Raw genomic sequence first — 13641 nt, forward strand, 5'->3', positions numbered from 1 at the left:
TGGAATACATGGCATCGACAAAGCCTAAAAATATAACCGCTCCATAATCGAAAGACGACCCAAGGAGAGAGATATCTCACTTAAAATCGATTCCTAAAGGGTATTCTTAGTGAGAGGTCAAAAGCAATCAAGAAGACTCATTGATGGATTAATTAACCTGAACTCGGGATAAGAAATTGAACTAATAGCCCTCTTTGTGATCAGAACTTTCGACCAAGATTAATCAATCACGCAGAGGGCATATGGATAAGTTAGTAGATATATTTTGTAATGCCGATGATTTTTATATTATTTTTATTCCACAGTGGGAACAACAATGTCTAACCGATGGACGCGTAAACGTAAGCGTTCTGGTAGGATGACAATGAGTGAAATCATGACGATTATCATTGCCTTCCATACTTCCCATCATCGATGATTTTAAAAACTTCTACACAGGATATTTAGCGCGTTTCTTTAAATCAGAATTCCCCAATTTGCTGAGCTACACCCGATTCCTTGAAGTCATGCCTAACGCTGTTATACCGCTCTGTAGCTACTTTTCATCCTTAAAAAGTGAGGCAACAGGGATAGAGTTTATTGATTCAACGAGCATTAAAGTCTGTCATAATTTACGAATACCAAGACATAAGACCTTATCAGGCTTAGCGAGTCGAGGAAAAGGCACCATGGGATGGTTTTATGGGTTTAAACTTCACCTCATAGTCAATCATCAGGGGGGTATCGTTGCCGCAAAAATCACGCCTGCAAATGTACATGATACTAAGCCAGTTAAAGAAATGGTCGTTAATTCAATGGATAAACTCTATGCTGATAAAGGTTACATTAGCAAGTGAGTTACTCGAACGGGGTGTGAGTTACTCGAACGGGGTGTGAGTTACTCGAACGGGGTGTGAGTTACTCGAACGGGGTGTGAGTTACTCGAACGGGGTGTGAGCATCGTGAATAATGTCCGTAAAAATATGAAAGCCAAAGCGTTATCATTATGGGATAGAGCGATGTTATCTAGGCGGTTTATCATAGAAACAATCAACGACCAGTTAAAAAACATCTCACAAATAGAGCATACTAGACACCGAAGTGTGCATGGTTTCATGCTCAATATAATAGGCGGTTTAGTGGCTTATCAACTCAAAGAGAGAAAGCCACAACTTAATATAACATCAGCTGAATTCAACGCGATGGCAGTGATGCGTTAAACCGATCTGAGGTTAATTAGTAAGTTACTAGAATAAAAAATTAGTCTCTCTGAAAAAGTATAAAGGAGAATTAATCGACTCTATTTTACGCTTTCAAATAGAATCGATTCTATCTCTTTAGCGGTAAAATTACTTAGCAGCTTGCTTAGCCTGTTGACTTAGCATCTCACCAATTTTGGCCAATTCTAAACGAGAATAACGATATTCAATAAAATCATAAATATTAGTGGCTAATGCTAATCTAAAGTAATTAGCAGCATCAATCGTTTTTCCATCTGCTAACGCAATTTTTGCCATATAAAAATACGCTTCACATAATCGCTCAGCATATTCATTAGGGTAAGTTAACCCAACTTTAGTAGCCGCAAACACTTTTTCTTTGCTGATTTTACCCAAATAATAATCAACCAGTACACTGGACCAAGTATTATTCGCTAAATGAGCACGATTATGCTGCATTCGCGTCATCGCTTTTTCTGGATTCACTTCACGTTCAGTCAAATATAGCCACAGCACACGATAACCATCTTTTAAATCAGCCGCATAAAATAGCTCCATATCATCGGTAGCTAGTTTAGCTCGACCGCCATAATAAAGGGCAATACCTCGATTTAAATAAGCATAGTCATAACTAGGTTCTAACTCTAAGGCTGCATCAAAAGCTTCATATGCCGCTTCAAACTCCCCCTCTTGGGTATCATAAATACCAAGAAAGTTATAAGCATCTGCCAACTCAGGTTGTATTTTCAATGCTTGCATGAAATCAATACGGGCCAAAATCCGTAAACCAACACGATCATAAATGACACCACGATCATAATGAAAACGGGCTCGCTGCTCATTGGATAACTCGGCTTTAGCAAGGATCTCATTTAACTTCGCTAAGGTAATTTCAAGCTTATAATCAGGATGAACAGGTGCAACTAATAACCTTCCTGATTGACTGTCTGAATTCTCTGGTGTCGAAACACATGCTGTCAGTACAAAAACTATCCCCATCATCACGATAACAACAGCAGCTCGCATTTTTTGATTCATCCATTTAACCTTATTAGTTTGCTCATTGCATCAATCATAGCAATCCCTCAAGCCAAGAGCTATGAAAGTCATCTATATCAGTACCAATTAATTAATATTAGATACAAAAAAGGAGACGCTAACGTCTCCTTATCATTTAACATACTTATTGGTTACTCAGCAGGCACTTCAGCTTTAGGTTGTGCTTCTTTCATTGACAACCTAACACGGCCTTGACGATCCACTTCCATTACTTTGACATTGACCTCTTGGCCCACTTCTAAGTAATCGGACACATTGGCAACGCGCTCTTCAGCGATTTGAGAAATATGAACCAAACCATCTTTACCTGGAAGGATAGTCACGAAAGCACCGAAATCAACAATACGAACAACCTTACCTTTATAAACAGTGCCGACTTCAACTTCAGCTGTGATCTCTTCAATACGACGAATCGCTTCTTGTGTCGCCTCTGCACTAGAAGAAGCAATCTTCACTGTTCCGTCATCTTCCAGTTCAATCGTTGTGCCTGTTTCTTCAGTCAATGCACGGATGGTTGCACCACCTTTACCAATGACATCACGAATTTTTTCAGGATTAATTTTGAAACTAGTAATTCGAGGTGCATGATCAGATATATCGGTACGATGCTCGCCAATAGCTTGATCCATCACATTCAAGATATGAACACGTGCGCCATAAGCTTGTTGTAATGCAATTTGCATAATATCTTTAGTGATACCTTCAATTTTGATATCCATTTGCAAAGCAGTAATACCCTCACGGGTACCAGCCACTTTAAAGTCCATGTCTCCTAAGTGATCTTCATCACCTAGAATGTCAGAAAGAACAACAAAATTATCGCCCTCTTTAACAAGACCCATAGCAATACCGGCAACAGATGCTTTAATTGGTACACCCGCATCCATCAACGCTAAAGAAGTACCGCATACAGAAGCCATTGAACTAGAACCATTTGATTCTGTAATTTCCGACACTACACGGATACTATATGGAAATTCTTCAGCTGAAGGCATAACCGCATTCATACCACGCCAAGCGAGCTTTCCATGACCAATTTCACGACGCTTTGGCGAACCCACCATACCTGTTTCACCAACAGAATAAGGAGGGAAGTTATAATGAAGCATGAAACGATTAGTGTACTCGCCCATGATGCTATCGACTTTCTGTGCATCACGTTCGGTGCCTAAAGTACAAGTGACAAGCGCTTGAGTTTCACCACGAGTGAACAATGAACTACCATGAGTACGCGGTAATACACCTGCCATCACACTGAGTGCACGAACCATATCAGGCTCACGACCATCAATACGTGGATTCCCGTCGATGATACGACTACGAACCACTTTCTTCTCTAAACTGCTCAGTAACTTATCCGCCTCGCGTAGATCAAGATCAGCATTCTCTTCAACTAATTTAGCGATTGCAGCTTTCTTCAATGCACTCACCGCATCACGACGCTCATGTTTAGCCGTAATTTGATACGCGGCCGTTAGTTCGGCTTCGGCTAATGTTTTAATTTTTGAAACTAAATCTTGATCTTCAGTGGCTGCTTTCCAATCCCAAGTAGGCTTACTTGCTTCAGCTTTTAGTTCACCGATCGCTTTAATAACAACTTGCTGTTGATCATGGCCATAAACAACCCCGCCTAACATCACTTCTTCTGGTAGGGATGCAGCCTCAGATTCAACCATCAATACGGCGCCTTCAGTACCGGCAACTACAAGGTCTAAATCACTGTCTTTAAGCTGACTGATCTCAGGGTTTAGTACATATTCACCATTGATATATCCGACACGAGCCACACCTAGTGGTCCGTTAAAAGGAATACCTGAAATAGACAAAGCAGCCGATGTACCAATCATTGAAATAACATCGGGATTAATTTCAGGATCAACTGAAACAACAGTGATCACCACTTGAACTTCATTTTTAAAGCCATTTGGGAATAATGGACGAATTGGACGATCAATCAAACGTGCAATCAGTGTTTCGTTTTCAGAAGGACGCCCTTCACGTTTGAAGAAACCACCTGGGATTTTACCAGCGGCATACGTCCTTTCCTGATAATTAACGGTTAGAGGAAAAAAGTCACGACCTGGCTCTTCAACTTTCTTCCCTACAACAGCAACCAAGACTGTGGTATCGCCCATACTTGCCAAAACAGCAGCGTCCGCTTGACGTGCAATAACCCCAGTCTCTAAAGTGACTGTATGCTGACCATATTCAAAACTCTTTACGATTGGATTCACGTGAACCATTCCTTAAATTTAATTACCTTAATTACGCGCGTTAGTATACTTCATCTTGACAGGATAGATAAAGAGCAGAGATTAAATGACAAAGCCTTAACTTTTCTCTAAAGTGATTAATGAACAACAAATGGAAGCTATTCATCGTATGCATATCGACTTAGCGATATAGAAAAGGACCAAAAAAGATGAAACGTCAATTCAAATCGCTAACTTGGAAACAAACGATGCTAGTTGTATCAACCGCATTATTTTTTGCTATCGCTATCTTTCTTATAGAGATAATCTTTGTTGCCGTCGATGCTCGACGTTCACTTATCCAAGAACAAAATGAATTACTCGACTCGATAGAAGAACCTATCGCCAATGCTGTCTGGGTATTGGATGATGCCCTCGCCAAACAAATCATTAATGGTATTTTAAAAGTCCCCCATATCAAATCCTCTAGAATTGAACTCGACGATGGTGAGTTATTTGTTTCAGCCAGCAATCCAACTGACACCACGACATTTTTTGTTGGCCTAAGTGATAAATTATTTGGTGATTTAGAAGAGTTATCCCATCCCATTTATCCACCCGAATATGTACAACGCACCGATAAAGATTTCATTATCGGTACCGTCTACTTCTCATTCGACATTCAAGAATTGACCCATGATTTATTTTTGCAATTGCAATTAAGTTTATGGGCAACCTTAGCCAGAGCCTTACTGCTCACTTTAGTCTTATCTCTGGTGTTTCATCGATTTCTAACCAAACCTATTGCACAAATCAGCGAATATATAGACAAAATCAATCCCGAACAGCCTGATCAACATTTACTCTCTTCTTCGACAGAGCATGCCAATGATGAATTAGGTTTAGTGATTGCGAAATTAAATCAAATCTTAATACAATTTGGCCAGACACAAAATAAATTGAAAAAAATGGCGACGCGAGATCCATTAACCGGCCTCCCTAATCGTGTCCTTATGCTGGAAAATATTGACAATGCGATTCAACGATCTAAAAATGACAAAAAAAAATTCAGCCTCTTATTTATTGACTTGGATCGCTTCAAAAATATTAATGATTCATTAGGCCACGCTATCGGTGACTTATTTCTAACCCGTATTGCCAAAGCGCTTTTAGATGCTGTCGATAATAATGGCACCGTCGCTCGGATCGGTGGTGATGAATTTGCTATTCTAGCCCTAGATGTACAAACCCCCGAACACGCAGTTGACTTCGTCAGTGAGGTTATTGCCAAACTCAACCAACCGCTTCAACTCAATGAGCACACCATACACCCAGCCGCTTCAATTGGGATCAGTATTTATCCCGATGATGGTCAAGTTGGCGAAGATCTTATTCGTCATGCTGATATTGCCATGTATACCGCCAAAGATTCAGGCTCAAATCAGTGGGCCTTTTTTAAACCCCAAATGACTGAGCGAGCGTCATTAAGACTTAGAACCGAAGGCGCACTACATAACGCAGTAAAAAATAAAGAATTTATACTATACTTTCAACCAAAATTCGATCTCAAAACAGCCAAAATAATAGGCTGTGAAGCCCTTATCCGCTGGAAGAAAAATGATCGTGTCATCATGCCAACTTCATTTATTCAAGTTGCCGAAGAAACAGGGATCATCATCCCTATCGGCCGATGGGTCATTGAAGAAACCTGTAAGACCATTAAATATTGGCAAGATACCTATCACTGTTCAATCCCCATGGCGATCAATGTCTCCACCCAACAATTTGAAGACGATAATTTACTTCAAGAGATCAAAAGTTTCTCTGAAAAATATCATATTTCACCTAATCTGCTTGAAATTGAAGTCACGGAAACGTCATTAATGAATGATATTGATATCGCTATTTATAAATTACAGCAACTCAAAAATGCCGGATTCAGTATTGCTCTCGATGATTTTGGTACCGGTTATTCATCATTAGCTTATTTGCGCCACCTGCCCATTTCAACACTTAAAATTGATCGAGAGTTTGTCATTGATTTGCCAAAAGATAACGCCTTAGCCTCAACAATCCTCATGCTCGGAAGAGAGTTAAAATTACATATCGTTGCTGAAGGAATTGAAAATGATGAGCAATTCCAATGGCTAAAACAAAATGGATGCCAAACAGGACAAGGATTTTATTTTAATCAACCATTATCTCAAGAAGAATTTGAAGCTGTCTATATCAAAGAAGGGGCTATTCGGTAGCGGATCATTACTCGGCGTAAAAAACAGGCACAAAAAAAGGAAGCATTGCTTCCTTTTTTCAATCTAAAGTCGTTATTAACGACGTAGACCTAACTTCTTGATCAATTCTTGGTAACGTACATTTTCAGTACGCTTTAAGTATGCTAGAAGCTTACGACGGGTATTAACCATACGTAATAAACCACGACGTGAATGATGGTCATGGATGTGCTCTTTGAAGTGACCTTGTAGGTGGTTGATTTGCGCAGTTAACAAAGCAACTTGAACTTCAGAAGAACCCGTGTCATTTTCACAACGACCAAATTCAGCTAGGATTTCAGCTTTCGCTTCAACACTTAGTGACATTTATATCTCCAAAATAATATCTAAAAAGGCTTTAGCCGATCACTAACTCAGCTAAAGCAGGCGCGCTATTTTAGCCATTTATGACAAAATACACAACCTAATATTCGATAAAAATCGCGATACCCGAGGATCGGCAGTATTTTTTATCTTACGTCATCAACAACGCAAACATTAATCGTGTAATACCACTAATCGCTTCGGTGCTAATAGCCCTTCATCATTCATGCAACCAATACCCACAAACTGTCTCTCATCACCGATGGTGATCCGAACTAACTCATCAGGGATTAAACCTAGAGCTTGCACAGCCTGTCCCTGCATAAGATAAGGCGCACTCAGTTCAGGTAAATTAATTTCACGCAAACTGCTAACGGCTGTATCCATCGGTAGTAACAGCGGATCAAGTAAAAGACTGGATTTGATTTCTTGTTCGTCAGCTTTAGCCACTAACGCTTCAAGTGTTGCTAATGACATCATGTTTTCAGCAGGATAACCCGCCACTTGTGTCCGGCGCAGCATTATAACATGTGCCCCACAACCCAGCATTTCACCCAAATCATCAGTAATTGTGCGAATATAGGTCCCTTTTGAACAATGAATATCTAAGGTTAATTCATCACCTTCAAGAGAAACAAAATTTAATTCAAATACTGTAATGTGACGAGCTTGCCTAGGCACTTCAATGCCTTCACGGGCATATTTATACAGCGGTTGACCTTGATACTTTAACGCTGAATACATAGAGGGGACTTGCATGGTCTCGCCCCTAAAGTACTCAAGAGCCGTCTCTAACTGAGCCTGAGTAAAATCAATCGGGCGCGTTTGTACCACTTCACCGTCAGAATCGCTTGTATCGGTACGCTCACCTAATTTTGCCGTCACCAAATAACGTTTATCGGCATCCAATAAATGCTGTGAAAACTTAGTCGCTTCCCCTAAACACACCGGTAGCATACCCGTTGCTAAAGGATCCAATGCCCCTGTATGGCCTGCCTTCGCAGCACCAAACAATCGCTTCACTCTTTGCAACGCAAAATTAGAGCTCATTCCAGTATCTTTATCTAACAGCAATACGCCATCAATTAAACGACCACGAGAACGACGCGCCATTATTCTTCACCCTCACCTTTATCACTGTCTGGCGCTTGTTTCTGTTGCTTTGCTTCATCATCACTGATCACGCGGCTCACAAGATTAGACATGCGCATGCCTTCCACTAATGAAGCATCATAGATAAATCTTAACTCAGGCATCACACGTAGTTTCATGCGACCCGCAACCAGTGAACGCACATAGCCTGCTGCCGTTTCCAATGCCGCTAACTTCTCTTGTACGCGCTTCTCATCTTCTTCAAAGAAGGTCACATACACTTTTGCATAACTTAAATCGCGTGACACATCTACATCATTAACGGTCACCATGCCAATACGGGGATCTTTCATATCCCTTTGTAGCACTTGCGCTAATTCTTGTTGTAATTGTTGTGCGATTCGACGGGTACGACTAAATTCTCTTGCCATAATATATTCGCCATAATAATACCAATCCGCTTTGAAAGGTGAGCACCTCTCAAAGCGGATTGGTATAAAGAAGGCGGCTAACGCCGCCCTTCTTTCATTGATTAATCTTATAAAGTACGTGCTATTTCAACAGTTTCGAAAACTTCAATTTGATCGCCAACTCTGACGTCATTGTAGTTCTTAACACCGATACCACATTCCATACCATTACGAACATCACTCACATCGTCTTTAAAACGACGTAATGATTCAAGCTCACCTTCGTAGATCACCACATTTTCACGTAAAACGCGAATAGGTGCGCTGCGCTTAATTAAGCCTTCAGTAACCATACAACCTGCGATTGCACCAATCTTAGGTGACTTAAACACGTCACGAACTTCAGCAAGACCAATAATTTCTTGCCTAAATTCTGGTGACAACATGCCACCCATTGCTGATCTCACTTCGTCAATTAAGCTATAGATCACGCTGTAATAACGTAAATCAACACTTTCTCTATCAACAACTTTACGGGCTTGTGCATCAGCACGAACATTAAAGCCGACCATAATCGCGTTAGAAGCCGCTGCTAATGTCGCATCAGTTTCAGTCAATCCACCGACACCACGAGCAATGATATTCACTTTAACTTCGTCTGTAGACAATTTATTCAATGACTCCGAAATGGCTTCTAATGAACCTTGAACATCAGCTTTTAGCACAAGGTTAAGTTCTTGAACTTCACCTTCGACCATATTGGCAAACATGTTTTCAAGCTTCGATTTCTGCTGACGTGCCAGTTTTACATCACGGAATTTACCTTGACGATAAAGTGCAACTTCACGCGCCTTACGCTCATCACGCACGACAGTTGCTTCATCACCCGCAGATGGAACACCTGATAAACCAAGAATTTCAACCGGAATTGAAGGACCAGCCGTTGTGATAGCTTTACCGTTTTCATCGCGCATGGCACGAACTTTACCGTACTCTAACCCACAAAGAACGATATCGCCTTGGTTTAAGGTACCTTCTTGTACCAGTACGGTTGCAACAGGGCCACGGCCTTTATCGAGTTTAGACTCAATAACCACACCTGCAGCCATGCCTTCTTTAATCGCAGACAACTCCATTATTTCAGATTGCAATAAGATACCTTCCAGTAACTCATCAACACCAGCACCTGTCTTCGCTGAAACGTAGGCAAACATGTTGTCTCCGCCCCATTCTTCAGACATCACTTCATGTTGCGCCAATTCTGTTTTAACACGGTCGATATCCGCGCCTTCTTTATCCATCTTGTTAACAGCAACAATTAACGGAACACCACCGGCTTTAGCATGCTGGATAGCTTCAATAGTTTGTGGCATAACGCCATCATCTGCTGCCACAACAAGAATAACAATATCAGTCGCTTTGGCACCACGTGCACGCATAGCAGTAAAGGCTGCGTGACCCGGTGTATCAAGGAACGTAATCATGCCATTATCAGTTTCGACATGGTATGCACCAATGTGCTGCGTAATGCCACCGGCTTCACCAGAAGCAACTTTAGCTCGGCGAATGTAATCTAGAAGTGATGTTTTACCATGATCGACGTGGCCCATAATGGTCACAACGGGTGCACGAGTTTCAGCTTTAATATTTGCATCACGATCAGCAAGCACTTGATGTTCTAACTCGTTTTCACGGGTTAAGATCACTTTATGGCCCATTTCTTCAGCGATAAGTTGCGCCGTTTCTTGATCCAATACTTGGTTGATTGTCACCATAGAGCCCATTTTCATCATTTGTTTAATGATTTCAGTGGCTTTAATTGACATTTTTGAGGCTAATTCTGAAACAGAAACCGTTTCACCAATGCTAATATCCGTTTTGACAACAGCAACAGGTTTAGTGAATGCGTGATCCATCGCTTCAGGTGCATTACGCATTGAACTGCGTGAATTACGTGAGTTACGTGAATTACGGTCGCGGCGATTGTCTTTTCCACCGCGTTTATTCTTACCACTTGGCTTATTTCCACCACCGGCATTAGTATTGGTATTGGTATTTGCCGCTGCACCAGTTGCAGGTTTACGAGGACGACGTCCACGCTTCTCTGCATTCATATCGGCAGTATCCTCAGCCGCACGCGCTTCTGTAGACGTTGTCACGTGATGATCAGCACTTTGCTCTGATTCTTTACGCGCTTTTTCTTCATCAGCCCAACGCTTAGCGTTCTCTTCAGCAAGACGACGTGCTTCTTCTGTCGCTGCTAATGCTTTCGCTTCTGCTTCTGTTTTAGCCACTGCATCTTTCGTTGCTTGCAACTTATCTGCTTCTACTTTTTCCGCTGTTTCTTCAGCACTTTTTTGTACTTGCACTGTATCCTGCTTAGCCGAGTTGACTTTGACTTCTTCTTTAGCCTTAGCCTTCGCTACAGCCGCTACTTGTTCTTTTTCCGCTTTCACTTTGGCGGCGGCTTCATCAGCCTTCACTTTCGCCGCAGCTTGCGCTTCAGCCGCTAATTTAGCGTCTTCTTCGGCTTTAACCGTCGCTTCATCACGCTTAACAAAAGTGCGCTTCTTACGCACCTCAACTTTCACGTCTTTAGATTGACCACCACTTCCGGCAACACTCAACGTTGATACTGATTTACGTTGTAATGTCATTTTCGTGGGGGTCGTATCACCACCATGTTGCTTTTTCAAAAAATCCAGCAACTGCTGTTTTTCTGCTTCAGAAACAGTGTCCGTGTGTACTTTGCTAATACCAACCTCAGAAAACTGCTCAACAAGTCGATCAGTACTTTTTCCTACTTCATTAGCTAGCTTCTCTACTGTCATATCTGCCATCTGTAAACTCCCCTCTGTTGATCGACTTATGCATCGTCGCCAAACCAACAGATATTACGGGCAGCCATAATCAGCTCACCTGCTTTTTCTTCTGTCAATTCTTCAATTTCGATCAAATCATCAATGCCTTGTTCGGCTAAATCTTCAAGCGTAACAACACCTATACTCGCCATTACGAATGCCAAATGTCTCTCTAAACCTTCAAGTGCCAATAAATCTTCACTTGGTTGAACACCATCCAATGCTTCTTCGGTTGCAAGAGCGCGCGTTGAGATCGCCGCTTTAGCGCGCTCTCTCAACGATTCGACGATATCCTCATCAAACCCTTCTATTTCTAACAACTCGCCCACAGGCACATAAGTGATCTCTTCTAAAGAAGTAAACCCTTCATCTGCTAACACTTGAGCAAAATCCTCATCAATCTCCAGTGCAGTCACAAATAAATTAATGATTTTTGCACTTTCAGCTTGATGTTTCGCTTTCATGTCATCAACGGTCATTACATTTAACACCCAACCCGAGAGTTGAGTCGCTAAACGAACATTTTGTCCATTACGACCAATTGCTTGCGCTAAACTGTCTGCTTCTACCGCAATATCCATCGAATGATTATCTTCATCGACAATAATGGAAGCAACATCGGCAGGCGCCATCGCATTAATCACAAATTGCGCTGGATTATCATCCCAAAGAATAATATCAACACGCTCACCACCTAACTCATTCGAAACCGCTTGTACACGTGCGCCACGCATACCCACACACGCTCCGATAGGATCGATGCGACGGTCGTTCGATTTTACTGCAATTTTAGCGCGAGATCCTGCATCACGAGCCGCACCCATAATTTCAATCAGCTCATCAGCAATTTCAGGGACTTCCACGCGAAATAGCTCAATAAGCATTTCTGGCTTAGTGCGCGTTAAAAATAATTGTGCACCGCGCGCCTCTGGACGAACAGAATACAATAATGCACGTACCCTATCACCTGGACGGAAAGATTCACGTGAAATCAGGTCTTCTTTAAAAAGTACACCATCAGCATTGCTGCCTAAATCAACAACCACGCTTTCACGATTACTTTTTTTAACCACACCAACGACAAGCTCACCCTCCTTATCGCGGAATTGGTCCACCACTTGTGCGCGCTCAGCTTCACGTACTTTTTGTACGATAACTTGTTTCGCGGTTTGCGTTGTTATGCGGTCAAAAGCAACAGAATCAATTTCATCTTCAATATAAGCACCCAATTCTATACCAGGCTCTTCGAATTGCGCCGCGTCTATTGTGATTTCACGAAAGGGATTTTCTAATGCTTCACCCTGATCATCAACAACCATCCAACGACGGAATGTTTCATATCCACCCGTTTTACGGTCAATCGCGACACGCACTTCGATATCGCCTTCATATTTTTTCTTAGTTGCTGTGGCAAGTGCTATTTCCAACGCTTCAAAAATCTTTTCGCGAGGAACACCCTTTTCATTTGAAACCGCCTCAGCGACTAGCAGAATTTCTTTATTCATCCTCTTGCCTCGTTCACCTGAATCCATCAAAACTTAACGATTAGATTGCCTTTACGGATATTATCCAAAGCAACTATCAGTTCGTTACCCTCTACCATCAGAGAAAGCATTTGACCTTCAATTCCAGTAATGGTGCCTTTTAAATTACGACTGCCAGCCACAGGCATGGTCAATTGTACTTTGACTGTCTCTCCTAAATAAGCCTCATATTGCTTTGCATTAAACAAAGGCCTATCCACTCCAGGAGAAGAAACTTCTAATGTGTACTCTGTTGATATTGGATCTTCTACGTCTAATACAGCACTCACTTGACGACTGACATTTGCACAGTCATCAACAAATATACCTTTTTCATTGTCTATATAAAGGCGCACGATGGAATGCTTACCTGCTTGAATATATTCTACGCCCCAAAGCTGATGCCCCAAAGCTTCAACTGGTGCTGTAAGCATCTGTTCCAGTTTGTGTTCTAATGTAGCCAAGGTTACCCCCAGAAAAACAAAAAAGGGCTAAAAGCCCCAGTACAACCCCACGAATGCGGCAATTTGATAAGTCACAGATAACAAAAAACCCCGTAATGACGAGGTTAACATGTATAACACCTGTAACAGTTTAAGTGATATTAAGGCTTTCTATCATCACTTAAACTGGTTGCGGGGGCCGGATTTGAACCGACGACCTTCGGGTTATGAGCCCGACGAGCTACCAAACTGCTCCACCCCGCGTTAA

At 41.7% G+C, this 13641-nt stretch carries 9 protein-coding genes, 1 tRNA gene and 1 pseudogene; 2 read left to right on the forward strand and 9 right to left on the reverse strand.

The annotated features are described in order from the left end of the window. The first annotated feature begins 242 nt into the window (after positions 1-242). Positions 243-1199: pseudogene (locus tag L2764_RS09475) on the forward strand (IS982 family transposase). A 129-nt stretch (positions 1200-1328) separates the two neighbouring features. Here the strand turns inward: L2764_RS09475 and nlpI are convergent. Further along, the gene (gene nlpI / locus L2764_RS09480) at positions 1329-2237 is read right to left on the reverse strand and encodes a lipoprotein NlpI (RefSeq protein WP_248939981.1); all 909 of its coding nucleotides are present in this window, start codon (positions 2235-2237) and stop codon (positions 1329-1331) included. Positions 2238-2389: 152 nt separating this feature from the next. Then, complete coding sequence (pnp, locus tag L2764_RS09485; protein ID WP_248939982.1) at positions 2390-4492, reverse strand: polyribonucleotide nucleotidyltransferase; 2103 nt, start codon at positions 4490-4492, stop codon at positions 2390-2392. A 188-nt stretch (positions 4493-4680) separates the two neighbouring features. Here pnp and L2764_RS09490 point away from each other — a divergent pair, with 188 nt between their 5' ends. Beyond that, a complete protein-coding gene (locus tag L2764_RS09490; protein ID WP_248939983.1) occupies positions 4681-6702 on the forward strand; it encodes a bifunctional diguanylate cyclase/phosphodiesterase in 2022 nt (673 codons plus the stop codon). Positions 6703-6777: 75 nt separating this feature from the next. Here L2764_RS09490 and rpsO read toward each other — a convergent pair whose 3' ends face one another. The 7 genes from rpsO to L2764_RS09525 form a co-directional block, all read right to left on the reverse strand. After that, entirely contained in the window at positions 6778-7047 is a 270-nt protein-coding gene (gene rpsO / locus L2764_RS09495) for a 30S ribosomal protein S15 (RefSeq protein ID WP_248939984.1), read from the reverse strand. Positions 7048-7218: 171 nt separating this feature from the next. Then, positions 7219-8157 carry a tRNA pseudouridine(55) synthase TruB gene (gene truB / locus L2764_RS09500; protein WP_248939985.1) on the reverse strand — a complete coding sequence of 313 codons (939 nt, stop codon included), beginning with the start codon at positions 8155-8157 and terminating at the stop codon, positions 7219-7221. After that, a complete protein-coding gene (gene rbfA / locus L2764_RS09505; protein ID WP_248939986.1) occupies positions 8157-8567 on the reverse strand; it encodes a 30S ribosome-binding factor RbfA in 411 nt (136 codons plus the stop codon). Before rbfA ends, truB begins: the two co-directional genes overlap by 1 nt. Positions 8568-8674: 107 nt before the next feature. Then, entirely contained in the window at positions 8675-11386 is a 2712-nt protein-coding gene (gene infB, locus L2764_RS09510; protein WP_248939987.1) for a translation initiation factor IF-2, read from the reverse strand. Between the two features lie 26 nt (positions 11387-11412). Next, the gene (gene nusA / locus L2764_RS09515; RefSeq protein ID WP_248939988.1) at positions 11413-12912 is read right to left on the reverse strand and encodes a transcription termination factor NusA; all 1500 of its coding nucleotides are present in this window, start codon (positions 12910-12912) and stop codon (positions 11413-11415) included. Between the two features lie 26 nt (positions 12913-12938). After that, positions 12939-13394, reverse strand: coding sequence for a ribosome maturation factor RimP (rimP, locus tag L2764_RS09520; RefSeq protein ID WP_248939989.1), 456 nt, complete (start codon positions 13392-13394; stop codon positions 12939-12941). Positions 13395-13560: 166 nt separating this feature from the next. Then, positions 13561-13637 (reverse strand) — tRNA-Met (locus L2764_RS09525). Positions 13638-13641: the final 4 nt, after the last annotated feature.

It is taken from the genome of Shewanella surugensis (assembly GCF_023284005.1).
Classification (GTDB): Bacteria; Pseudomonadota; Gammaproteobacteria; order Enterobacterales; family Shewanellaceae; genus Shewanella; species Shewanella surugensis.

Excerpts from the sequence above, each read along its gene's own strand:
- nlpI (WP_248939981.1), bottom strand. The coding sequence starts at position 2,237 with ATGAATCAAAAAATGCGAGCTGCTGTTGTTATCGTGATGATGGGGATA.
- L2764_RS09490 (WP_248939983.1), top strand. The coding sequence starts at position 4,681 with ATGAAACGTCAATTCAAATCGCTAACTTGGAAACAAACGATGCTAGTT.
- rpsO (WP_248939984.1), bottom strand. The coding sequence starts at position 7,047 with ATGTCACTAAGTGTTGAAGCGAAAGCTGAAATCCTAGCTGAATTTGGT.
- truB (WP_248939985.1), bottom strand. The coding sequence starts at position 8,157 with ATGGCGCGTCGTTCTCGTGGTCGTTTAATTGATGGCGTATTGCTGTTA.
- rbfA (WP_248939986.1), bottom strand. The coding sequence starts at position 8,567 with ATGGCAAGAGAATTTAGTCGTACCCGTCGAATCGCACAACAATTACAA.
- infB (WP_248939987.1), bottom strand. The coding sequence starts at position 11,386 with ATGGCAGATATGACAGTAGAGAAGCTAGCTAATGAAGTAGGAAAAAGT.
- nusA (WP_248939988.1), bottom strand. The coding sequence starts at position 12,912 with ATGAATAAAGAAATTCTGCTAGTCGCTGAGGCGGTTTCAAATGAAAAG.